This window comes from Liquorilactobacillus cacaonum DSM 21116 (assembly GCF_001436735.1).
Lineage (GTDB): Bacteria > Bacillota > Bacilli > Lactobacillales > Lactobacillaceae > Liquorilactobacillus > Liquorilactobacillus cacaonum.
In genome coordinates, this window is the sequence record NZ_AYZE01000017.1 from 24,564 (window position 1) to 46,864 (window position 22,301).

18 protein-coding genes are annotated in these 22,301 nt (G+C 33.3%); 14 read left to right on the plus strand and 4 right to left on the minus strand.

All coding sequences use genetic code 11. The features are described 5' to 3' along the window. Window positions 1–163 precede the first annotated feature (163 nt). Together FC80_RS08795 and FC80_RS08800 are read right to left on the minus strand one after the other, a co-directional pair. On the minus strand, window positions 164–865 hold the full coding sequence (locus FC80_RS08795) for a glycerophosphodiester phosphodiesterase (protein ID WP_057829770.1): 702 nt from the start codon (window positions 863–865) through the stop codon (window positions 164–166). 110 nt (window positions 866–975) lie between these two features. Beyond that, window positions 976–2,415 (minus strand): MFS transporter, encoded by a 1,440-nt coding sequence (locus FC80_RS08800; RefSeq protein WP_057829771.1) that lies wholly within the window; start codon window positions 2,413–2,415, stop codon window positions 976–978. Between the two features lie 206 nt (window positions 2,416–2,621). On the opposite strand from FC80_RS08800, the gene FC80_RS08805 reads away from it, so the two are divergent. The 4 genes from FC80_RS08805 to FC80_RS08820 all read left to right on the plus strand — a co-directional run bounded on the left by FC80_RS08805 (window position 2,622) and on the right by FC80_RS08820 (window position 7,345). Then, window positions 2,622–5,369, plus strand: coding sequence for an HAD-IC family P-type ATPase (locus tag FC80_RS08805; protein ID WP_057829772.1), 2,748 nt, complete (start codon window positions 2,622–2,624; stop codon window positions 5,367–5,369). A 281-nt stretch (window positions 5,370–5,650) separates the two neighbouring features. After that, on the plus strand, window positions 5,651–5,857 hold the full coding sequence (locus FC80_RS08810) for a CsbD family protein (RefSeq protein ID WP_057829773.1): 207 nt from the start codon (window positions 5,651–5,653) through the stop codon (window positions 5,855–5,857). Window positions 5,858–5,904: 47 nt separating this feature from the next. Beyond that, window positions 5,905–6,147 carry a GlsB/YeaQ/YmgE family stress response membrane protein gene (locus FC80_RS08815; RefSeq protein ID WP_057829774.1) on the plus strand — a complete coding sequence of 81 codons (243 nt, stop codon included), beginning with the start codon at window positions 5,905–5,907 and terminating at the stop codon, window positions 6,145–6,147. 262 nt (window positions 6,148–6,409) lie between these two features. After that, window positions 6,410–7,345, plus strand: a complete 936-nt coding sequence (locus tag FC80_RS08820) for an NADP-dependent oxidoreductase (RefSeq protein WP_057829775.1) — start codon at window positions 6,410–6,412, stop codon at window positions 7,343–7,345. Between the two features lie 208 nt (window positions 7,346–7,553). On the opposite strand, the gene FC80_RS08825 is transcribed toward FC80_RS08820, so the two are convergent. Continuing rightward, complete coding sequence (locus FC80_RS08825; protein WP_057829776.1) at window positions 7,554–9,545, minus strand: ABC transporter ATP-binding protein/permease; 1,992 nt, start codon at window positions 9,543–9,545, stop codon at window positions 7,554–7,556. Between the two features lie 334 nt (window positions 9,546–9,879). Between FC80_RS08825 and FC80_RS08830 the strand changes: the two genes are divergently transcribed. Both FC80_RS08830 and FC80_RS08835 read left to right on the plus strand, forming a co-directional pair. Beyond that, window positions 9,880–10,755, plus strand: a complete 876-nt coding sequence (locus tag FC80_RS08830; protein WP_057829777.1) for a diacylglycerol/lipid kinase family protein — start codon at window positions 9,880–9,882, stop codon at window positions 10,753–10,755. An 80-nt stretch (window positions 10,756–10,835) separates the two neighbouring features. Then, window positions 10,836–11,756: an aldo/keto reductase gene (locus FC80_RS08835; RefSeq protein ID WP_057829778.1), complete on the plus strand. Its 921-nt coding sequence runs from the start codon at window positions 10,836–10,838 to the stop codon at window positions 11,754–11,756. A 105-nt stretch (window positions 11,757–11,861) separates the two neighbouring features. Here FC80_RS08835 and FC80_RS08840 read toward each other — a convergent pair whose 3' ends face one another. Next, entirely contained in the window at window positions 11,862–14,501 is a 2,640-nt protein-coding gene (locus FC80_RS08840; protein WP_057829779.1) for a cation-translocating P-type ATPase, read from the minus strand. Window positions 14,502–14,672: 171 nt separating this feature from the next. Between FC80_RS08840 and mscL the strand changes: the two genes are divergently transcribed. From mscL to FC80_RS08875, 8 genes are all read left to right on the plus strand, one after another. Next, a complete protein-coding gene (gene mscL, locus FC80_RS08845) occupies window positions 14,673–15,044 on the plus strand; it encodes a large-conductance mechanosensitive channel protein MscL (protein ID WP_057829780.1) in 372 nt (123 codons plus the stop codon). Window positions 15,045–15,580: 536 nt separating this feature from the next. Then, window positions 15,581–16,483, plus strand: a complete 903-nt coding sequence (locus FC80_RS08850) for a helix-turn-helix domain-containing protein (protein ID WP_057829781.1) — start codon at window positions 15,581–15,583, stop codon at window positions 16,481–16,483. Window positions 16,484–16,558: 75 nt separating this feature from the next. Continuing rightward, entirely contained in the window at window positions 16,559–16,699 is a 141-nt protein-coding gene (locus FC80_RS09605) for a hypothetical protein (RefSeq protein WP_169790548.1), read from the plus strand. 144 nt (window positions 16,700–16,843) lie between these two features. After that, the gene (abc-f, locus tag FC80_RS08855) at window positions 16,844–18,391 is read left to right on the plus strand and encodes a ribosomal protection-like ABC-F family protein (protein WP_057829782.1); all 1,548 of its coding nucleotides are present in this window, start codon (window positions 16,844–16,846) and stop codon (window positions 18,389–18,391) included. Window positions 18,392–18,403: 12 nt separating this feature from the next. After that, window positions 18,404–19,042: a L,D-transpeptidase gene (locus FC80_RS08860; protein WP_057829783.1), complete on the plus strand. Its 639-nt coding sequence runs from the start codon at window positions 18,404–18,406 to the stop codon at window positions 19,040–19,042. A 198-nt stretch (window positions 19,043–19,240) separates the two neighbouring features. Beyond that, window positions 19,241–20,977: a pyruvate oxidase gene (locus FC80_RS08865; protein ID WP_057829784.1), complete on the plus strand. Its 1,737-nt coding sequence runs from the start codon at window positions 19,241–19,243 to the stop codon at window positions 20,975–20,977. A gap of 84 nt (window positions 20,978–21,061) precedes the next feature. Then, complete coding sequence (locus FC80_RS08870; RefSeq protein WP_057829785.1) at window positions 21,062–21,700, plus strand: NAD(P)H-binding protein; 639 nt, start codon at window positions 21,062–21,064, stop codon at window positions 21,698–21,700. Between the two features lie 104 nt (window positions 21,701–21,804). Then, window positions 21,805–22,266: a hypothetical protein gene (locus FC80_RS08875; protein WP_057829786.1), complete on the plus strand. Its 462-nt coding sequence runs from the start codon at window positions 21,805–21,807 to the stop codon at window positions 22,264–22,266. The last annotated feature ends 35 nt before the right edge of the window (window positions 22,267–22,301 follow it).

Genomic DNA, 22,301 nt, shown 5'->3' on the forward strand with positions numbered 1-22,301 from the left:
CGTTGTTATTAGAAGCACAAAAAAATAAGAGCCAAAGAGAAAAATTAATTTTCATCTTGGCTCTTATTTTCATATAAAAAAAGTATCTGAGAGCATGAATAGTGTATTTAATATTATAAAATTGAACACTGTAATTTTTTGCTTAATTGTGTAGAATACTCCATTAATAATCTTCTTTTTTTGCAATATTTTCCCTGACTTTAACAGCTTTTTCAAAATTATCAGTAATAATACCCGCAACATTTAAGTTAAATAACTTTTTTAATTTGAAGGTGTCGTTAACGGTCCATATTCTTTGAAGAGTATCAATTTTTTGATAGTGATGAAGATGGAGACCAGATAAACCTAGTTTTTTTACAAAGAGATCAGCATCTGGAACTGTGTGCATGGTTAACCAACAATATAGTTGAGAATTATCAATTGTATTGCATTTTTTCAAAGTTTCTAGATTAAAAGATGAATATATAACTGGTTTAGCCAAGTTATAACTTTTAACCATAGTAAGAACAATTTCTTCAATTCCTACGTAATTTGTTTTATCTGTTTTTAGTTCAATATTGAGTTGAACCGATGAGTTTCCGACTAATTCAAGAACTTCTTCTAAAGTGGGAATTGTTTCATTATTTGCCAGTCTAAATTCTTTCAATTCAGAGAGTGTGAAATCATGAATGATTCCTTTATCATTTGTTGTTCTATCAATTGTTTCATCGTGGATTACAACAGGTACATTGTCTTTAGTCAAATGGACATCAAATTCTAAACCATCTATTTGATTTGCGATTGCATAGCGGAAGCCTTCTATTGAATTTTCAGCATATTTTGCTGGAAAACCACGATGACCAAAAATTAACGTTTGTCCTGACATAGTTAATACCACCTTTTTAAATATCAATAAAAAAACAAAATTATCAAAGATTATTATAAACAATAAATGTAATAATCCGTTATGAAATTTGTAATTAATCTGTAAATGAATTAATTAATGGTTTTTTTATTTGGATCAAACAAATTTGCAATTAAAATGATGACATAAAGGAATATCGCAATTCCAAAAACGCCATGTAAGGCATGCAAAATAATTTGTTCAATTTCGAAGTTGTTTTTACCAAAAGTTGTGTTTGTTGAGCTGATGATTTTGTTTACTTGGCTGTAGGAAACATTATTTAGGTTGGTTTGAATAAGAATATTAAGAGTAGCACCATAAACACCAGTCATGACAGTGGGACCAAGAGAACGACCAAGGGTAATAATTGCTGTTGCAGAACCAACTTGTTTTGCATTTACTAAATGTTGGCAAAGAATGATATTCATGCTGATTATGATACCCATACCGGCACCGCTAATTGCAGCAATTATATAAAAAATCCAGTCAGGTGATGTAGTTTTTAAAAAAAGAAGTGGTAAATAACTTAAAAACTGTATTAAAACGATAACTAATATAATTTTTTTGGGTGAAAACTTTCCAAGTAAGGGTCCAACAAAAAATGATGAAAAAAGCCACATTAATGAGCTAGAAGTTACGACCAAACCAGAAGCTGTTGCGGGTACGTGATAAAGGGATTGCAGCCAAATTGGAAAGTAAGTTTGGTAACCAATTAAAATACTGCTTAATAGGGTTGCTGTAAGTACTTGGATTGAAAATGTCCGATTGCTAAACATTGTAATTGGAATTATGGGATCCTTTGCTTTTTTTTCAAAAATTAGAAAAAGAGCAGCACATATTATAGCAATAATTACAATAATAACTCCATTAATGAGATGTGTACTTAGTAATTGAATTCCTCCAAGAAGAAGTAACAAACTCAATGATAAAAAGACAATACCAAGCTTGTCAATATCTGTGATGGTTTTTATAGAGTGTTCTTCATGGTAACCGACAATAATAACCAAAAGTACAAGTATACCTAACGGAACATTAACAAAAAAGACCCAATGCCAACTTAAATTGTCAACAAGAAACCCACCTAAAAGAGGACCAATAAGTGCCGAAAGTCCCCAAGCGGTATTCATGAATGCCATAATTCGTGCACGTTCTTTAAAAGAATATAAATCGGCAATAATTGTAAAGGTTAAAGGGATAACTGCCCCTGCACCAATTCCTTGAATGCATCGAGCAATTATTAAAAAGAAAATGTTGGGTGCAAAGCCACTTAAAAAAGATCCAACAGTAAATAGAAGTAGACCAAATTCAAATACTGGTTTCCTTCCCCAAGCATCAGCCAATTTTCCATAAATTGGTGTTGTGATTGCAGTGGTAAGCAAATAGGAACTCATTATCCAACTTTGAAATGATAATCCGCGAAGCTGACTAATTATTGAAGGAAGAGCGGTAGTTACAATTGTTACTTCTACTGAGGTCATAAATGTTGCTATGAAGATAGCGCATAAAATCAAAATACGGTTACTTTTTTTCAATATATAAACATCCTTTTCTTTAGCATCAATTAATTATTGTATAGAAATAGATTTTTTGCAATTAGCAAAATTTTAAATTTTGTTTTCAATGCTATATCAATTATAATTAGAGTTAATTACAAACGGAGGTGGTTACTATCAGAAGGGAATTAGAGTTACTTACACCAAACTAATAAATAAAATGAAAATGGAAGGTGAGATAGTTAATGCAAGATGAGAGACAAGCACAGGTAGTTGAACAAGGTGAAGATTCAGGAGACGAAGGGGCCCCCAGTCATAAACAAAATTGGCAGTTAAGTGCAAAACAGTTGGAAAATCATTATCAAACAAATGCTGTTAATGGATTAAATACGGATGAAGCCCAATTAAGGTTGAGTGCTTATGGAAAAAATGAATTAGAAGTTAAGAAAAAATCTAACTGGATTCTTTTTCTTAGACAGTTTAATAATAGCATTGTTTATATTTTAGCAATTACCGCTATTGTCACTTTATTGATGAAACATTACCCAGACTCAATTGTCATAGGTGCGGTTATTATCGCGAATGCTTTTGTTGGCTTTTTCCAAGAAGTTTCAGCAGATAATGCACTTAACAAAATACAAGAACTGTTAGTGGCAAAAAGCGTGGTAATCCGTGATGGAAAGCGTAGAACAATAGATGCAAAAGACATTGTTGTAGGTGACATTATCAGCCTTGAAGCAGGTGATTCTGTTCCAGCGGATATTCGATTATTAACAGCAGATAATTTAAAAATACAAGAATCAACTTTAACGGGTGAAACTAATTCTGTGAGCAAGATTGAAGAGAAAATTGACAAAGAAAGTGTCCCTTTAGCTGAAAGAGCTAACATGGCATTTGCAGCCACAACTGTGACAAGTGGTTCTGGGACAGGAATAGTTATAGCGACAGGAATGAAATCACAAATCGGCAAAATTCAAACGGACGTGATTAAGACTAAAGACAAGGTAACACCCTTGATGCAAAATTTAAATAAATTGGGTATTACTTTATCTTTAACAATTGTAGCAATTGCAGTAGCACTATTTTTCTTGGGAATGCATCTTGAAATTTATAGTTTGCCAACACTCACGGTTGCTATTATTACCTTGATTGTAGGTTCAATGCCTGAAGGAATGCCCGCAAGTGTTTCTGTTGTACTTGCTATGGGGACAAGGAAATTAACCAAGAAAAATGCAATTGTGAAGACATTACCTGCAGTTGAAACTCTAGGTGCTGTTGATATAGTGAATACAGACAAAACTGGAACACTGACCAAAAATGAGATGATAGTTACTGATATCATTACTGCGGAAGAAAAATATAAAGTTTTGGGTGTGGGTTATGATACAAGAGGAGAAATTGTTTCTGATTCAGGAAAGATAGTTGAGTGGGATTCAAACAATATGTTACAACAATTGATTAATATTGCTGGGCAGACCACAGATGCTTCCTTTCATTTTGAGAATGATGCTTGGCTTTTGACAGGTGAACCAACTGACGGTGCCCTGGCTAGCCTTTATCACAAAGTTACAGGTGAGGATCCTGTAGTATCAGAAATAGACTCATTGCCTTTTGATTCCGAATTTCGCTATTCTGCACGTTTGGTAGAAAACGATGGAAAACGCTATTTGATGGTAAAAGGAGCTCCACAGACCTTATTAAAAAAAATTAAGAAGTTTAATCCTAAATTTAAGGAAGAACAAATTTGGTTAAATAAGGTGACAAAACTTTCTAAACAAGGCAAACGCGTCGTAGGATTAGGATTGCAACAAGTTGATATAAATGAAGTATGTGTAAATTCGTCAAAAATTGGTGATGATTTTATTTTTGCTGGAATAGTTGGAATAATTGATCCGCCAAGAGAAGAAGTTAAAGAAGCAATTAAGCAATTAAGATATGCTGGAGTTAAAGTTAAAATGATTACGGGTGATGACCCTAATACAGCATTGGCAATTGCAAATCAACTTGATATGGGTGATAACCTAAAAGCTATAACGGGTCCTGAACTTGATAAGATGTCAGATAAAGAGTTGATTGATAATATTGATAAATATACTGTTTTTGCACGTACAACGCCTAGCGATAAATTAAAAATTGTTAAGGCTCAACAACGACGAAATCATGTTGTCTCGATGACCGGTGATGGTGTTAACGATGCTCCTGCACTGAAGCAAGCTGACATTGGCGTAGCAATGGGAATCAAAGGAACAGATGTGGCAAAAGGATCCGCGGATATGGTATTAGCGGACGATAATTTTACAACTATTTTGTCTGCTGTGAAGGAAGGAAGACTTGTATTCGATAATATTAGAAAAACAATTCGTTTTTTGTTGCCTACAAGTTTTGCGGAAGGGCTTATTGTTGTTTTTAGTATTTTACTTGATCAAACGATGCCACTTTATCCAACTCAGTTATTATGGATTAATATGGTATCTGCGTTAACCATCCAATTCGCATTTATTTTTGAACCTGCGGAAAGTGGAATAATGTATAGGGGTCCCAGAAATATAAGCAAGGGAATTTTAACCAAGATGAATATCATTGAGATTACGTATGTTGCTATCTTGATAGCCAGTCTAGGAATGGTTGCCTATAATATTATGACTGGACTTGGAATGTCTCATACAATGGGTAGTACAATGACTCTTAATATTATTGTTTTTGGTAAAATATTCTATTTGTTCAACATACGAAACAATCATCTTGTTTTATCAAAGTACTTTTTCCAAAATAAAAAAGTTTTTTATATTGTTGGCATTTTGGTTCTACTTCAGGTTGGTATCATATACTTACCGTTTATGCAGGAGATATTCCATACTGGATCAATCGATTTGTTTTATGGTTGGATACTTCCAAGTATAGCTGGACTACTTGTGCTGATGGTTACGGAAGTGATAAAGGTTATCAGATTGATATATACAAAAAAGCAAGTAAATAAAAAAATAGCTAGCTAGGTTTAATTGGTAAATGTAACAAAAATTAATAAATTCAAGATTGATAGCTGTTGGTCTAAGATAATAAAGGAGTCAAGTCAAATACGAGATTATGAATTATTTCATAATTTTTAGACTGGGCTCTTTTTTTGTGTAATATTTAACTACTATATAAAAAATATTGCTACTTAATGTATGAAATCAAAAAAATTGATTATAATATTAGCCTTTGCTACAATTAATCTTGTAACAGTTGTTGTAATAGTCTATGGAACAGTTATTCAGGGAGGAGCTGGAATTTTATGAGTTTAGATGACAAGATTGATGGTACAAAGGATAAAGTTACAGGAAAAGCTAAAGAAGTAGAGGGTAAAGTTACAGGTGATAAAACTCGCGAAGCTCAAGGTAAGGCTGAAGGACTTTTAGGTAAAGCTAAGGAAAAATTTGGCGAAGCCAAGGATGCTGTTAAGGATGCGGCTGATGATTTAAAAAATAAATTTGATAAATGATTTATAGATTTAAAAAAAAGTTATTTTGATGAGGAGGAAGTTGAATTATGCATTGGTTATGGGTTCTAATTGTAGGTGCAATTATTGGCGCAATTGCGGGAGCGATTACAAGCAAGGGTAAATCAATGGGGTGGATCAGTAATATCGTTGCGGGTTTAGTAGGATCATCAATTGGTGAAGCTGTTCTTGGTGCTTGGGGACCACAATTAGCAGGGATGGCAATTATCCCATCAATTATCGGAGCCGTTGTTTTAGTATGGTTAGTATCATTTGTTTTATTTAGGCATTAATCAAATTACGTTTACTTTCTAAAACTCGAAGTGAGTTGAAAGGGCGGCAAGATATGTATAAGTGTTGGAAATTGTTTATACGCTCTGCATGTCAAGATTTGGGGATTGGCTAAAAGTTAAATTTTAATAATAGTTAAGCTTTTTATTTAGAGCTGGGAGTTAACTTACTTCTAGTTCTTTTTTATTGCAAAACTTACTTATTTTTTGTAACCTCAATAAGATACTGTATAATAAATAATATTCAAATTTTAGGAGTGAATTTATGAAGGCAATTGCAATTGAAGAATATGGCGATGTGAAGAACTTGCATGAAATTGAATTAGAAGTTCCAAAGTTAGCAGCAGATGAGGTTCTTCTTGAAAATTATGCGACAAGTATTAATCCTATTGATTGGAAAGCACGTTTAGGTTATCTCAAGGGAATGTTTGACTGGAATTTTCCTGTTGTTCTTGGCTGGGATGTTGCTGGGGTTATTACTAAAGTTGGTGATAATGTCATCGATTTTAAAGTTGGTGATAAGGTATTTGCAAGACCTGATATTTATAATGATGGGAAAAAAGGAGCGTATGCTGAGTACGTGGCAGTTAAGGAGGACAAATTAGCTCTTAAACCAAATGATATTTCTTTTGAAGAGGCTGCTGCTGTTCCGTTAGCTGGATTAACTGCATTACAAGTCATTGAGGATCGGCTTAAGATAAAAAAAGGCGATAAAGTACTGATTCAAGGTGGTGCAGGGGGTGTTGGGATATTTGCCATTCAAATAGCTAAGTATTTAGGTGCATATGTTGCAACAACAGCAAGCAAAAAGAATCATGACTTTTTGAAGAGCTTGGGAGCCGATGAAGTCATCGATTATCATGAAAATAAAATTACAGATGTCCTAAGTGGGTATGATGCTGTTTTTGATACAATTAATGCAATTGATGATGGATTAGCAATTTTGAAAGCAGATGGACGTTTGGTAACAATTGCAGGCAAACCTACAGCTGAACAAAAAATTGGCTCAAAAGATGTTTCTGAATGGTGGTTACAACCTAATGGTAAGCAACTGCAACAGTTGACAGATTTAATTGTATCAAAAGAGGTAAGGGTCATAATTGATAGTGTGTATCCATTGACGACGCAAGGGCTTAGAGATGCACACGAAAAGAGTCAATCGGGGCATGCAAAAGGTAAAATTGTAATTAAAGTAAAATAATTTGTATTGGTAGAAATGGCATATGCATAATCAGTTAATATCTGAGAAATTCGAGATTAGCCAGATAGTTTTTCGCTACGAAAGTTAAGGGCTCAGATTAAGTAATAAAAAAGAGGCTAGATCAAAGTATATTTTGATTTAGTCCTCTTTTTTATATAAGAATATTGAATTTTAAAAATTTAATTACATGTGTTACTAAAAATAGTTGTCAATCTGCAGATAATGCATCGATTGGATTTAGTCTAGAAGCTTTACGAGCAGGTAGTAAAGCCGCTAATAATGAAATAAACAGGGAAATCAAAATGGCAAAAATTACATTGCTTAAATTAATTTGAACGATGTCAAATTTAATTAAGTCGTAAACAAAATTGTTTAAGACTATGCTGAAAAGCCATGCTAATATTAGACCTAAGAAAGCTGAAAACAGACCAATCATTAGCGATTCTGCGGTAAACAAGCGCCTAATGTCTTTACGTCGTTCACCTAGGGCACGTAAAATCCCAATTTCTTTTGTACGTTCTGCTACTGACATATACATAGTTACAATAATCATCAATGCTGAAACGATAAGGGAAATCCCAGCAATTGCTGAAAGGACAGTTGAGGCTAGACTAACGTAATTATTGACGGTCTTTAAGATATCACCAACTGTTACAACAGAAAAGGCATAATTACTATCAATTTTTTGATTTCGTATTTGATTTGCTACATTATCTACATTGTTTAGATCTTTTGAATTGACAATTATAAAGTTAGGTTCGCTTCGAGCACCAGCTGCCAAGAGAAGTGAACGCATTTTGGAATATGAAAGAACGGTTATTTGATTTGCTACCCTAGTCGAAGTATCTGATATCCCAGAAACTCTAAGAGATGTCTTTATCTGAACAGGTGTGTTATTCTGCGATAACCAATTAATCGTTACGTTGATTGACTTGCCAATCATAGAGTCGTATTTTTTTGAACTTCCCGATAAGGTAATGGCTTGATTTTTGGAAATAACAATCTCGTTTCCAGATGGCCAACTACCTTTAGATAATGAATTTGAGGTGTATGATTTTGTATAACTTTGAATACCGGAAGAGGACGTATTTTTGCTACTATAGCTTAAAGCGTATGCGCCTAATTGATAACCAGGTTGGATATAAGATGCTCCTGATATTTTCTTTATTTTGTTTATTTGACTTTGAGAAATGAAAAAACTAGTCGGATTTTGACTAAATTGTTGCATCTCTCTTTGTGCTTGAGTATTATTTAGTTTTTTCCCACTAGGATTAGCCATAACTGTAATTGTCTTAGGATTAACAAGTGAATTAATTTGATTACTTATATAGGAATTAATACCATTGCCAAGACCTGAAAATAGAAGAACGGCGAAAATCCCAATTGCGGTTCCCAGAATAATTAGCGAATTTTGCTTAATATTATATACTAAATGTCTAAATGCTGAGACATAACTGGAACTTGCAGGAAGGGGATGCGAAGGTATACGTTTGTGGTTATCTTGTGTATCAAAGGGCGCTTTAAGATGCTCGTCATCTTTTACTTTTCCATCAACAAGGCGAATGATTCTAGTCCCGTGATCTGCAACGGCTTGTGAATGGGTAACAGCAATTACAAGTTTTCCATCTTTGGCAATTTTATTAAGAATTTCGAGGACTTCTTGAGTATTTACTGAATCCAAGGCGCCTGTTGGCTCATCTGCTAAAATAATATCTGGATCGCTAGCTAAAGCACGTGCAATTGCAACACGTTGTTTTTGGCCACCAGATAATTGGTTGGGATGTTTTTTCACTTGGTCTTCTAACCCAACCTGATTTAATAACTCTTTTGCTCGCTTAATTTTTTGGGCACGAGAAAGTTCAGTCATTTCAAGGGAAACAAGAACATTTTCGAGGACAGTTAAATGTGTAATTAGGTTATAGGATTGATAAATATAGCCGATTGTTCCTCGCCGATAATTGTCAAGTTGTTTTTCTTTTCGATGGTCAAGAAGTTCGCCATTTAATGAGACTGTGCCTTCAAAGTTACGGTCTAACCCCCCGATAATATTCATTAGAGTGGACTTGCCACCACCAGATTCCCCTAGAATTGAAACAAACTCCCCAGAATTAAATTCCAAGTTGATGCCATTAAGTATTTTACTTTCTTGTTTTCCTAAAAAATATGATTTGTGAATATCTGAAAGCTTTAATAAACTCATAATAATGTACCTCCTTTTTTAGACTTATTATTTTAAATAAAGAAAAGTTAGTTCTAGTGTATAGTTATCGATGGGAAAAACATGATAAGTCTTTTTTTTTATGAAAAAATTATTGATTAGTGGAAAGTAACACAATTTGGGTTTGGGGTGTGGCTTTAAAAAGCATATTAGTTGAGATGCTTTTTTGCTATGATAAAGTTATTATAGAGTAAAAATTGGAAGGTGAGCAAGTTGCGTGAATTAAAATATTTTATTATCCCGTGTATCTCTTTTTTAGTAGTTATTTTTCGTGCGAGTGATGCGGTTTCTTCTAATGTAACGAAGAGGTGATTTTATGCAAAAAAGTATGATGATTTATTTTAACCCTAATTCTGGGAAGGGCGAATCACAAAAAATTGCTAACGAAGTTGAGTCAATGCTTAGAAAAAGAGGGTTACCAGTATTCCAATTGAAAACGAATACAAAAGATGAGGCTTTAAAAAAGATTGCAAGCGAAGTAAATAATGTTGATAGAATTATTTGTATTGGTGGAGATGGGACGATTAATGTCTTGGTTACTGCTATGTTACGTGCAAGGAAAGTAGTTCCGATTGGTCTTATTCCATCTGGAACGGTTAATAATTTTGCTCAAAAATGGAAAATTCCAGCTGATATAAAAAGTGCAATGGAAATCATACTGAGAGGTAAATTGAGGTCTGTTGATATTGGGGAATGTAATGGACAAGCTATAATTAGTTCTTTAGTTTTTGGAAGCCTTGCAAATATTTCTAATGAAGTTCGGCAAACTGAAAAACAAAAATATGGGTTTGCAGCGTATGGGTATAATGCAATCAAACAAATTGGGAGAAATCATTCATATCAGACTGTTTTTTTCAATAAAACATTTTCAATGAGCGCAAAAGTCTGGGTTTGTTTAATGACAACATCAAATTATGTTGGAGGAAGAAAGTATTTAGAACAGACTGAAGATGGATTACATGTTTCAATGCTTAACAATATGAAAATAAACAAAATTCTGAATTTAAGTTATTTTGCATTAACTGGGAATTTAAGAAAGTCAACTACATTAACTGCATTCGATATTAAAGAAATTGTAGTGCGTAATATTGATGAAGAGCGGATAGCCACTAGAATAGATGGTGATGAAGGGCCTAAATTACCAGTTAAAATTAAATGGTTACCAAAACTGATTCAAATTTATGTAGCATAAGAGAAAATAGTTTTAAAGATTTTTTTGATATCTTGTTTTATAATTTTGTTGTAACTAAAAATGATTGGAGGAATTTATTAATGATTAAAGAAGTAAAAATTGGTAAAAGTGATGTTGGGGCTACAAAAATTGGTCTAGGAACTAACAAAGTAGGAGGACATAATTTATTTAAAAATCTGAATGATGAAGATGGGTATGCAGTTGTTAGGGCAGCTTTAGATTCAGGTATTACTTTACTTGATACAGCGTATATGTATGGACTAGGCCGTTCTGAAGAAATTATTGGCGAAGTGTTAAAGGATTATGATCGTTCAAAAGTAATTATCGCTACCAAAGCTTCTCAGGATCCAGCTAAAGATCATAAGGAAAATAATAATACACCATCTTTTTTGAAGAAAGCTGTTGCAGATGCTTTAAAAAGATTACAAACAGATTATATTGATATTTTTTATATTCATTTTCCTGATGACAAAACTCCAAAAGATGAAGCAGTTGCGGCATTAGCTGAATTGAAAAAAGAAGGGAAAATAAGAGCGATTGGTGTATCGAATTTTTCGCTTGAACAAGTCAAAGAAGCTAATAAAAATGGTGATGTTGACATTGTTGAAGATAACTATAGCTTAGTTCATCGAGGGGCAGAAAAAGAGTTGTTGCCATATTTAAAAGAAAATCAGATTTCGTTTGTACCATATTTTCCATTAGCATCTGGACTTTTGACTGGAAAATATGATGTAAGTGACAGTGATAAGTTTTCTCAGTTTAACAGTGAAGAATTAAAAAAAATTATTGCAAATATGAAATTGGTAAAAGAAATTGCTGCGAAATATAATGCGACCGCTGCTCAAATCATTCTTGCTTGGTATGTAGCTAATCCAAATATGGGTGTTGTAATACCAGGTGCGCGTAAACCAGAGCAGGTTTTGAGTAATGCTAAAGCTCTTGGAATAGAATTAACAACAGAAGAATATAAAGAAATTAACGATGCTTTTTTAGTCTTTTAAATATAACTGTCCTATATAAAAATTAATTTAAATTACAAAACCCCCCCTTGAAGTTAAGATTTTAAGGGGGGATTTTGTAGATAAATCAAATATTTTGAAGATATATTATTTGGAGTACATACGCTGTAAATATTTCACGATTTCTACTACTACTAACATCAATAGGCTACTAAGTAATACGATCAACCATTGGATTGGAGCCAGTGGGGTAACCTTAAAAATATCATTAAAAGATGGGATGAAGATAGTCGCAGATAATAACACACCAGAAATAAGAATAGACCAGTTAAATGCTTTGTTAGAAAATAACTCCTTATTGAAGATAGAGTGACGGATGGATTTGGAGTTAAAAGCATGAAACAATTGAATCAAGCCAAGTGTCGCAAATGCCATTGTCAAAGCATCGGCATGAATTAATGAATTTGAGGTATGGAAGGGATACTTAATAGCTATCCAGTATACGCCTAATGTCAAAACTCCTTCGAGGATTCCTTGATAAGTGATGCTTGAAAGTACTCCATCACTAAAGAAACTGGACTTTGCTCCACGAGGTTTTTTCTTCATAATTGTTTTTTCTGGTTTTTCAATTCCAAGTGCTATTGCAGGAAATGTATCTGTTACAAGATTAATCCATAAAATTTGTGCAGGTGCGAATATATCCCAACCGAACATTGTCATGAAGAATAAAGTTAAGACTTCACCTAGGTTTGCAGATAACAGATATTGGATTGCTTTTTGAATATTCGCAAAAACTTTACGGCCTTCTTTAACTGCGACAATAATAGTTGCAAAGTTGTCGTCTGCAAGAATAATATCACTGGCATTTTTTGAAACCTCCGTTCCAGTTATTCCCATTCCAACTCCAATATCTGCAGTTTTTAAAGCAGGCGCATCATTGACCCCATCACCAGTCATAGCAACTATTTTGCCCTTACTTTGCCAAGCCTTTACAATTCTGACCTTATGTTCCGGTGCTACTCGGGCAAAAACTGAATATTTTTCAATAGAAGAATTTAATTCAGCAGATGAAAGCCTATCTAGTTCGCTACCCGTAATTACGGCATCTTTTTGGGAAGTATCAAGAATACCTAAACGAATAGCTATTGCTGTAGCTGTATCCTTGTGATCACCGGTGATCATTAGCGGTCTAATTCCAGCTAAACGGGCTTGGGTCACTGCATCTCTAACTTCAGGTCTTTCGGGATCAATCATACCAACCATTCCAACGAAGATTAAATCTTGTTCAAGCAAGTCAGAAGATAGGCTAGTGGGAGTAGCGCTAAGTGGACGATAAGCAAAACCAAGTACACGTAGAGCTTTATGAGCGAGTTCATGATTGACTTTAAGAATATGTTTTTTGTCTTCATCTGAAAGTTGTATTATTTTACCTTTTTTTTCAATCCTTGTCGTTCGTTGAAGTAATTCATCTACAGCACCTTTAATAAACAAAATGGGCTGTTTATCTTTTTGAACTATTGCTGACATTAATTTTCGTTCTGAATCAAAAGGTAGGGATGCGATTCTAGGAAATTCCTGTTCAATTTGTGAAACAAAGTTAGATTGAGTTAGATGGTACTGAATTAAAGCAGTTTCTGTTGGGTCACCAATTAATCCATCTTGACTTTTTTTACTATCATTTGCTAAAATCATAGCCCTCATTAGATTGTTTATACCCATTTTTGTAGTTATTGCATCAGTCAATTCATCATTTTGATAAATTTTTTCCACAGTCATTTTATTTTGTGTAAGTGTGCCAGTTTTGTCTGAGGCAATTATTTCGGTTGTTCCCAAGGTCTCAACAGCAGGAAGCTTTCTAATAAGAGCGTGTCGTCTAGCCATTGTTTGTGTTCCAAGAGCAAGTGTAATTGTTACAATTGCAGGAAGTCCTTCTGGAATTGCGGCAACTGCAAGTGAAATTGAGGTTAAAAGCATTTCTAAAACTGAGGCACGGTCAGCCAATATTCCGATTATAAAAACAAGCAAAGCAATTGCTAACACTAAAATGCTTAACATTTTGCTAAGATGAATGATACTTTTTTGAAGAGGAGTGATTGTTTGATTGACACTATTAATCATACTTGCAATATGACCAACTTCAGTATTCATACCAGTAGAAATTACGACTGCTTCTGCCGTTCCATAAGTGACGTTTGTATTCATATATCCAATGTTTTTTCGATCACCTAAAGGGATATCTATTCCTTTAATGATATTTGTATTTTTATTAACAGGAACTGACTCACCTGTTAATGTAGCTTCTTCTACTTGAAGTGAGGAGGTACTAATGAATCTGACATCAGCAGGTATAATATCTCCGGCTTCTAATAAGATAATATCTCCAGGGACTAAATCGATACTTTTGACAGTTTTGATTTGTTTATTGCGCTTCACTTTCGAAGATGGAGTTGTCATTTCTTTTAGAGCGTCAATCGCATTTTCAGCTTTTGCTTCTTGAAACACTCCAAAAGCTGCATTTAAAAAGATTACCAAGAATATGATTAATGCATCAGAGATATCACCAGCAAATGCAGCAATTAAAGCAGCAACCAGCAAAATAATAATCATTAAATCTTTAAATTGCGCAATAAATTTTTGAAACAAAGAGGTTTTCTTTTGGGCAATTAGCGTATTTTGACCATACTGTTGCAACCTTTTTTCAATTTCATCTAAGTATAAGCCTAAAGTACTTGTATTTAAAGAATGGAGTGTTTCTTCGACAGAAAGCTGGTGATATTCTTTTTTCATCTATGACAATCCTTTCGTTAATATGATAATTCAAATGTATCATGGTACACAGTATTAAGAAAGAAATAACTAATCACAGAAAACATAAGTAACTTTAAGGTGCTCAATTAGTTGAATTTACATAGGTTAATTGATACATTTAATGTAACTTAATATTTAGGGGTGTTAGAATTGATTAAAGAATTTAAAGAGTTTATTTCGCGAGGAAATGTAATTGACCTAGCAGTCGGTGTTATTATCGGTGGAGCTTTTACCACAATAGTAAAATCACTTGTTGACTATTTGATTAATCCATTTATTGGACTGTTTGTTGGGGGAATAGATTTTTCTGAATTGGTGTTTAAAGTTAATGGTGCAACTTTCAAAGTGGGGAGCTTTCTAAATGCAGTTATTAATTTCTTGATTATTGCTTTTGTTGTATTCTTGATGGTCAAGTTTGTTAATAAGTTTTTGATTCGCAAAAAAGAAGTTGTGGCTGTTGCGGCACCTGAGGTTAAATTATTAGAAGAAATTAGAGATTTATTGAAGACACAAGATAAATAATATTGAAGAATTAACGCTTAAAATCGATAAAAATATGATAAGTATAGGGACAGTATTATTGGCTACTGATAATTAATAAAGAATAGAAAAGTAAATTGATATAAGTGTAACTGTCAAAAAATGAAAAAATTTAAAACTGGTTCTGGTGATAGATTGTGAAATAACTATCATCAGAGCTTTTTTTACACTGAATATATAAGCAAGGAACTAACTACAGAGAAGCATAGTTAGTGTTGCTAATTGAATGTTTTTTCTAATAAAAAAAACATATTGAATAAATTTTTCGAGAACTATAACATAAATTCAAATTAATGGTTACTTTTGTGGAATTTTCTGCTATTATTATTTGCATGATGGTACTAAATCGAGATGCTTAGTTTACAAGAAAATTTTTGTAAAAAGTTTCAAGCTTTAAATTAAGGTGTTTGAACCCTAATTTGTTAGTAAATTAGGTTGAGGAAAATATAATTTTGACTGCTAGAGTGCATTTCTTGATTATTAGACACTTGTACAATAATTGTGAGAAGAGGTAGAAAGTGAAAACAGGAGAACTTATTAAACAAATTAGAAATGAAAAGGGAATTAAAGCAAAAACTATATATGATGGATTACTCTCAAGGTCAATGTACTATAAGTATGAAAGTGGGTTAGTTGAGACAACTGCTGATACGTTTTTATATATATTGGATAGGCTGAATATCGAGGCTGATGAATTTTTAAGAATTTTTAGTAACGTGGAGCAAAGTTATAAGGAATATGATGAATACCGAAATAGCTTGAATAATGCTTTCAAAACAGCGAGTCTCACCGAAATTAAGGTATTAGAAAAAAAAATAATAAGCGAGTACCAAGAAAATGGATTGGTGCGTTTCTATAACTTAGTATTGATTGCTGCGGCTATGCGAAAAAAACTCGGAAGAATTGTAGAAAGTGTTGTAGTTGAAAGAAAGGAAATTGCACATTGTTTACTTCGAAGTGAGAAGTGGGGGCATTATGAGTATGGTCTTTTCATTGATACTTTGTTTATGTTTGATAGTAATGCGATTGAAAAAATTTTTGAGAAACATAATTGGAGTAATGAGTACGAGGGTGAAGATATAAAACTTGAAAATCTAAAGGTTAAGGCATTATGTGAGGCAATATTGGTATTTATGAAGTCTAATAAATCGAATTCTGTTAATTATTATTTTAGTTTACTCAATAAAATAGAAATAAAATCAAATAATGTATATGCTTTAGGAAATAAAAAGTTCTTTGCTGGTTTAAAAACAATTAATGACGGTGACTATGAACAAGGGTTGAAAATTATTTCTGAAATTTTTTCATTATATCAAAAATTAGGACTAGATGATTTGTACAGGGAACATGTTGCTATTTTACAAGACTTGTTAAGTGTGCAATTGCAAAATTCAAAATTAAAAAAAAGAAGAAAAGCGTAGTTTTAGATTGCTTGAAAAAATTTTAAAAACAGTATAGAATAAGAAGATACGAAAAAAATGAAAGGAGGAAAAAAAATGTCACAAAATACACATGTAGGGGTAGCTAATGATCGTCGCCCTGTTAATCAAAAAAATATAAAGAAGCGTCGCGAGCAACATCAAGCTGTATTATCATTCTTAAAAGGTCGCGAAGAATTGGAAAAAACAGCAAAGTAGTTTTGTAGTTTTTTCATAAAATGGATAGCATTTGCCAGCATGGGGCGTCAGTGACGTTTTATGGTGGCTTTTTTTGATAAAGTTAAGAATTATTTACTATAAGGATATGATATAATTTTCAAATAAGAGGATGGATGAAAATATATGAGCATTTTAGAAGTAGAAGGACTTTCACATGCATTTGCGGATAAACAATTATACCAAGATGCTAATTTTAGACTGAATAAAGAAGATCATATGGGAATTATTGGTCAAAATGGTGCAGGGAAAAGTACCTTAATTAAAATTATAACGGGGCAAGAACTCCCTGATGAAGGGAAAATTAGTTGGCAAAATAACGTAAAAATTGGGTATTTAGACCAATACGCTCAGACAGCACATGATTTGACAGTGTTTGAATTTTTGAAATCAGCGTTTGCAAATCTGTATAATATTAGTAATCTGCAAACAAAGTGTTATGAAGACTATGCAATTAGTATGGATGATACATTGTTAGAAAAAGCAGGAAAATATCAAGAACAGCTTGAGGCTGGTGATTTTTATGAGTTAGAAACGAAAATTGAACAGGTAATGTCTGGGCTTGGGATAGATGCAATTGGTAAGGATAGACGTGTAGATCAGTGTAGTGGTGGGCAACGTTCTAAAATAATTTTGGCTAAGTTGCTTCTGGAAAATCCAGATGTGCTGTTACTAGATGAACCAACTAATTACCTTGATGTTGAACACATTGAGTGGCTAATTAGTTACTTAAATGGTTTTGGCGGTTGTTTCATGGTAATTTCGCATGACTTTGATTTTTTGGAAAGAATTACAAATACCATTATTGATGTTGCTTTTGGCAAAATTACTAAATACACTGGAAGTTTTAGCTCGGCAATAAAGCAAAAAGAGGTAAAAAAAGAGGTTCAGCTAAAGGCATATGAGAAACAACGCCGGCAAATTGAAAAAGATGAGGCCTACATTCGTAAAAATAAGGCAGGTACAAGATCTACGATGGCTAAGTCAAGACAAAAAAGACTTGATAAGATGGAAAGAGTCGATCCTCCAAGTGAAGCACTTCAATCTAGTTTTTCTTTTCCTTATGAGGAGTTGATGTCTGCATCTACACTGGTTGTTGAAAATCTTTCTGTTGGTTATGAAACACCTTTGCTTGAACCTGTTACATTCTCAATGAGTCATGGAGAAAAAGTCGTGTTAAAGGGATTTAATGGAGTAGGAAAGTCGACTTTAATCAAGTCAATATTAGGAATAATACCTAATTTTGGAGGTACTGCAAATTTTGTTGAAGCTGCAAAAGTTAATTATTTTACGCAAGATTTAGAGTGGGATGATCCAAAATTAAAGCCATTACAGATAGTCCAAAATATTTATCCAAAACTCGAACCTAAGACAATAAGGCAAAGACTAGCGAGAGCTGGGTTAAGCCCAGCAAATGCAATGAAGCCGATGGAATTGTTGAGTGGTGGGGAACAAACAAAAGTAAAATTATGTATATTAGAACTTAAGCCAAGTAATTTTTTAATTATGGACGAACCTACTAATCACTTGGATGATGAAACGAAAAATGCTTTAAAAAAAGCTTTGAAATCATTTGATGGAAATGTTTTACTTGTTTCTCATGAAAGCTCATTTTATGAGGACTGGATTGATAAGATTTTTGATGTTGAAAGTATTAGACTCAATAAGGACTAAGGGAGTATATGAATGAACAAACGAAAAGTAATATCTTGGATTATTGCAATCGTGCTTGTTTTTCTTGCTGGTTGGAGTGCAGTATATGTAAAACATGCAGAAAAGATAAATAGTATCAAAATTGCTAAAGAAGAAAAAAAAGAACAGTTGCAAAAAAAAGAGGATAAGGTTGCGAACATGCGCCGAAAGATTAGCTGGCACAAATCATCTGAGACGCAAAAGTATCCTAATGTTGCTGCCAGCGAGAATTTATGGGTTAAAGTCTCAAAAGAAAAGCAACGATTATCGATAATGTCGGGGAAAAAAGTGATTTATCGAATGTACGTATCACTAGGAACACATACGGCTGGTTATCCAAATGAAAGTAAAAGAAAATTTCCAACAGGAAAGTTTGAAATTAGCGATAAACGTGGGGAATTTTATTTTAACCAAATAACAGGTAATGGAGGAAAATATTGGATTTCCTGGAAGGGTAATGGCAAATATTTGATACAGACAGTGCCAACAAATGAACATGGTAAATATCTTGTTTCTGATGCACAAAATTTGGGAAGTCAAGTTAATACGAATGACAGCATATGGTTGTCTACTAAAGATGCAAAGTGGTTTTATAAAAACATTAAGGGAAATACCAAACTTGTAATTGAATAAATATGCGTGAACGAAAAGCAAATTAGTTGCATTTCGTTCATTTTTTTTTTATAACCAATCATAGGAATATTTTTTAAATGAAAAGAATTTAATTTGTACTTTTAGTGAGCAAATAATGTTGTGCAAAACTTTTTTTGCGGTAAAATGGGTGTAGAGCCCGCATATTCGAGCTATTTTTAATGTAGGGAGTGTTTTTTTATGGCAAGTACAAAAGGAGCCGATTTATTAGTTGATGTTTTGGTAGACTGGGGAATTCAAAATGTTTATGGATTACCTGGTGATTCAATTGATACTACTATTGATGCCTTGCGTCGTCAGCAAGACAAAGTTAAATTTATTCAAGTGCGTCATGAGGAAGTTGCCGCGTTAGCAGCAGCAGCAGAGGCAAAATATACTGATAAAATAGGTGTATGTTTATCAATAGGTGGACCAGGTGCGATTCACCTTTTAAATGGCTTGTATGATGCTAAAATGGACCATGTGCCCGTGTTGGCTTTGTTGGGTCAAATAACATCTACATCATTAAATGAAGGATATTTTCAAGAAGTAAATACAGCAAAGCTTTTTGATGATGTCGCTGTATTTAACAAGACTATTTCTGCAGTAGATAATTTACCAGAGGTTATTGATCAAGCAATTCGAAGTGCTTATGAAAATAAAGGTGTTGCGGTTTTAACAATTCCAGATGATATTCCTAACCAATCATTAAAAGGAGAGTATAAATCCTCGGCACGGGCATTCACTTTGAGCACTCCAGAGGTTAATGAAAGTCAATTAAAAGATGCTACGGATTTAATAAAAAATGCAAGTAAACCTGTTGTCTTATTAGGTGTTGGGGCAAAACATGCGGGAAAAGAAATTAAAGAGTTTATTGAAAATAATAAAATACCTTTTATTGAAACCTTGCCTGCTAAGGGAATAATTGCAGATAACCATCCAAATTCTCTGGGAAATGTTGGAAAGTTGGGAACAAAAGCTGCATATGAAGCAATGAAGAGTGCGGACTTACTAGTTATGTTTGGAACGAATTATCCATATCGTCCATATTTACCTGAAAAGGGACAGGCTAAGAGTATTCAAGTTGATTTAAAAGCTGAAAATTTAGGAAAAAGATATAGCGTGGATGTTGCAGTCCAAGGAGATGTCGGTAAGTTCGTAAAGGCACTCAATGGATTAGGAACAATTAGAAGTGATGAAAAATTCCTAGCTGCGTGTCAGAAAAATATGAGTAACTGGAATAAGTGGATGGAGGATAAACGTAATTTAAGTACTAGTCCAGTTTCTCCGGAAAGTATGACAGCGTACATTGATGAAACTGCTCCTTCAGATTTAGTATATTCTATTGATGTTGGGACTTCTACGTCATGGAGTGCACGATATTTGCATGTTAGGGATAATCAAAAGTTTGCAATTTCAGCATGGTTAGGGACGATGGGTTGTGCCTTGCCAGGTGCAATCGCAGCTCAAGTTGCTTATCCAGATAAACGCGTATTAGCGTTGAATGGTGATGGTGCATTTGCCATGGTTATGCAAGATTTTGTAACAGCTGTTAAATATAAGTTGCCAGTAATTTGTGTCGTGATTAATAATCAAAAACTTGCATTTATTGAGTATGAACAGCAATCGGCAGGTCAATTGAATTATCAAATTGATTTAGCTGATATGGACTATGCAAAATTCGCTGAGGCTTGCGGTGGAGTTGGAATTTCAGTTAAGTCAAATGAGGAGTTTAAAGCAGCTCTTGATAAGGCATATACAATCAAAGATAAACCAATTTTGATAAATGCATATGTTAAAGATAACGCTCCACTTCCTGGTAAGATAGTTATGGACGAAGCAAAGGGATATATGAAATTTGGACAGGAGTATCTTGAAAATTACTGGAAGATTCCAGAATTACCACCATTAAAAGACCTCTTGCGTCAATTCTTTTAAAATAGTAAGATAATTTGTAATTAAGATTAAGGAATAAGACAAGCTAGTTTTGTCGTATTCCTTTTTTATTAGGAGATGACGTACATGAAAATTGTATTATTAGGTGGTTCAGGATATGTAGGTAAAGGAATCATTCAAACATTAAATACGCATCCCGACATACACTTAGTTAGTATGTCCCGCCATGGTGGAACAGCAGCCCAAAAAGAAGAATGGCCTAATGTTAATTGGGTAAGTGTGGATTTATATAATTCTGAAACTTGGCGTAAGGAAATTATTGATGCAGACTGGATTGTAGATTTGATTGGTGTATTATTTGCAAAAAATTATAACGAATATTATCAAAAGACGGTGGCACCAGTGATGAATATTATCAAATTCATAGAAAAAGAAAAGCTTGCAGCTAAGTTTCTATTTGTTTCTGCAAACTATGCTCCAATTGGTATGAAAAATTATTTAAAGGCAAAACTTGTACTTGAAAGAGAACTAAAAGAAAGGCTTGGGATAAAGACAGTAATTGTATATCCTGGCTTAATCTATCATAAAGAACGGCCTAGTGTTTATATTATTGGTAAATCATTAAAAATTTTGACTAGACTAAAAATTTTTAATAGGTTTATAACACCTTTAAGGCCAATTTCACGGGGAAAATTTGCCAGTGAAATTGAGAACGTAATAGTTGGAAAGGATAGTTATCTAACAAAAAGAAATATTGGCTCCTAATAATAGAGTTAATACAAAGTTTGACATTATGATAACTAACTTTTAATATGAATTAGAATCTTTAACAAGATGGCAATTATTTAATGATTTGGATGTGAGATGAAATGGATATCAAAGTTAAGGATTTTATTAGTCGTGTAGAATCAAGTGATATTACTAAAGTGGTTTTAGGTGAAATTAAAATCAAGGAGTTTAAAGACTTGAAGAAGGATTTTATGGAAGCGGCCCTTCTTGAATATGAAAAAACTTCCTTGAAACGACAAGTTGTACAAGTAACGCAGCCAATTATGATTGAAAAAGAAAAAGTTGAAATGGTTTTAGAAACGGGAGTAATTAATTTACCTTTTTCTAATATAAATCGCGTGGACAATTTTCTTAATATTGAAGAGACTGTTCCAATGGTGAGCAACTTGATTACTATTTCACCTAACTTGAATATCTCTGGATTATTTATTAGATCATATTCGAGTGTAGATAATTTGCAAGATGATATTAAAAAAATTTCCGAAGATGCTTTTACAGATATCATGAAAATTCAGGAGAATGTGGGAAAAACACCTTCTTAATTTAGAATGAAATTTTAAAATAATCAGTGGCTGGG

Coding starts and splice junctions, on each gene's coding strand:
- FC80_RS08860 (WP_057829783.1), top strand. CDS start 18,404: ATGAACAAACGAAAAGTAATATCTTGGATTATTGCAATCGTGCTTGTT.
- FC80_RS08870 (WP_057829785.1), top strand. CDS start 21,062: ATGAAAATTGTATTATTAGGTGGTTCAGGATATGTAGGTAAAGGAATC.
- FC80_RS08835 (WP_057829778.1), top strand. CDS start 10,836: ATGATTAAAGAAGTAAAAATTGGTAAAAGTGATGTTGGGGCTACAAAA.
- FC80_RS08815 (WP_057829774.1), top strand. CDS start 5,905: ATGCATTGGTTATGGGTTCTAATTGTAGGTGCAATTATTGGCGCAATT.
- FC80_RS08830 (WP_057829777.1), top strand. CDS start 9,880: ATGCAAAAAAGTATGATGATTTATTTTAACCCTAATTCTGGGAAGGGC.
- FC80_RS08820 (WP_057829775.1), top strand. CDS start 6,410: ATGAAGGCAATTGCAATTGAAGAATATGGCGATGTGAAGAACTTGCAT.
- FC80_RS08865 (WP_057829784.1), top strand. CDS start 19,241: ATGGCAAGTACAAAAGGAGCCGATTTATTAGTTGATGTTTTGGTAGAC.
- FC80_RS08810 (WP_057829773.1), top strand. CDS start 5,651: ATGAGTTTAGATGACAAGATTGATGGTACAAAGGATAAAGTTACAGGA.
- FC80_RS08875 (WP_057829786.1), top strand. CDS start 21,805: ATGGATATCAAAGTTAAGGATTTTATTAGTCGTGTAGAATCAAGTGAT.
- FC80_RS08795 (WP_057829770.1), bottom strand. CDS start 865: ATGTCAGGACAAACGTTAATTTTTGGTCATCGTGGTTTTCCAGCAAAA.
- abc-f (WP_057829782.1), top strand. CDS start 16,844: ATGAGCATTTTAGAAGTAGAAGGACTTTCACATGCATTTGCGGATAAA.
- FC80_RS08805 (WP_057829772.1), top strand. CDS start 2,622: ATGCAAGATGAGAGACAAGCACAGGTAGTTGAACAAGGTGAAGATTCA.
- FC80_RS08840 (WP_057829779.1), bottom strand. CDS start 14,501: ATGAAAAAAGAATATCACCAGCTTTCTGTCGAAGAAACACTCCATTCT.
- FC80_RS09605 (WP_169790548.1), top strand. CDS start 16,559: ATGTCACAAAATACACATGTAGGGGTAGCTAATGATCGTCGCCCTGTT.
- FC80_RS08825 (WP_057829776.1), bottom strand. CDS start 9,545: ATGAGTTTATTAAAGCTTTCAGATATTCACAAATCATATTTTTTAGGA.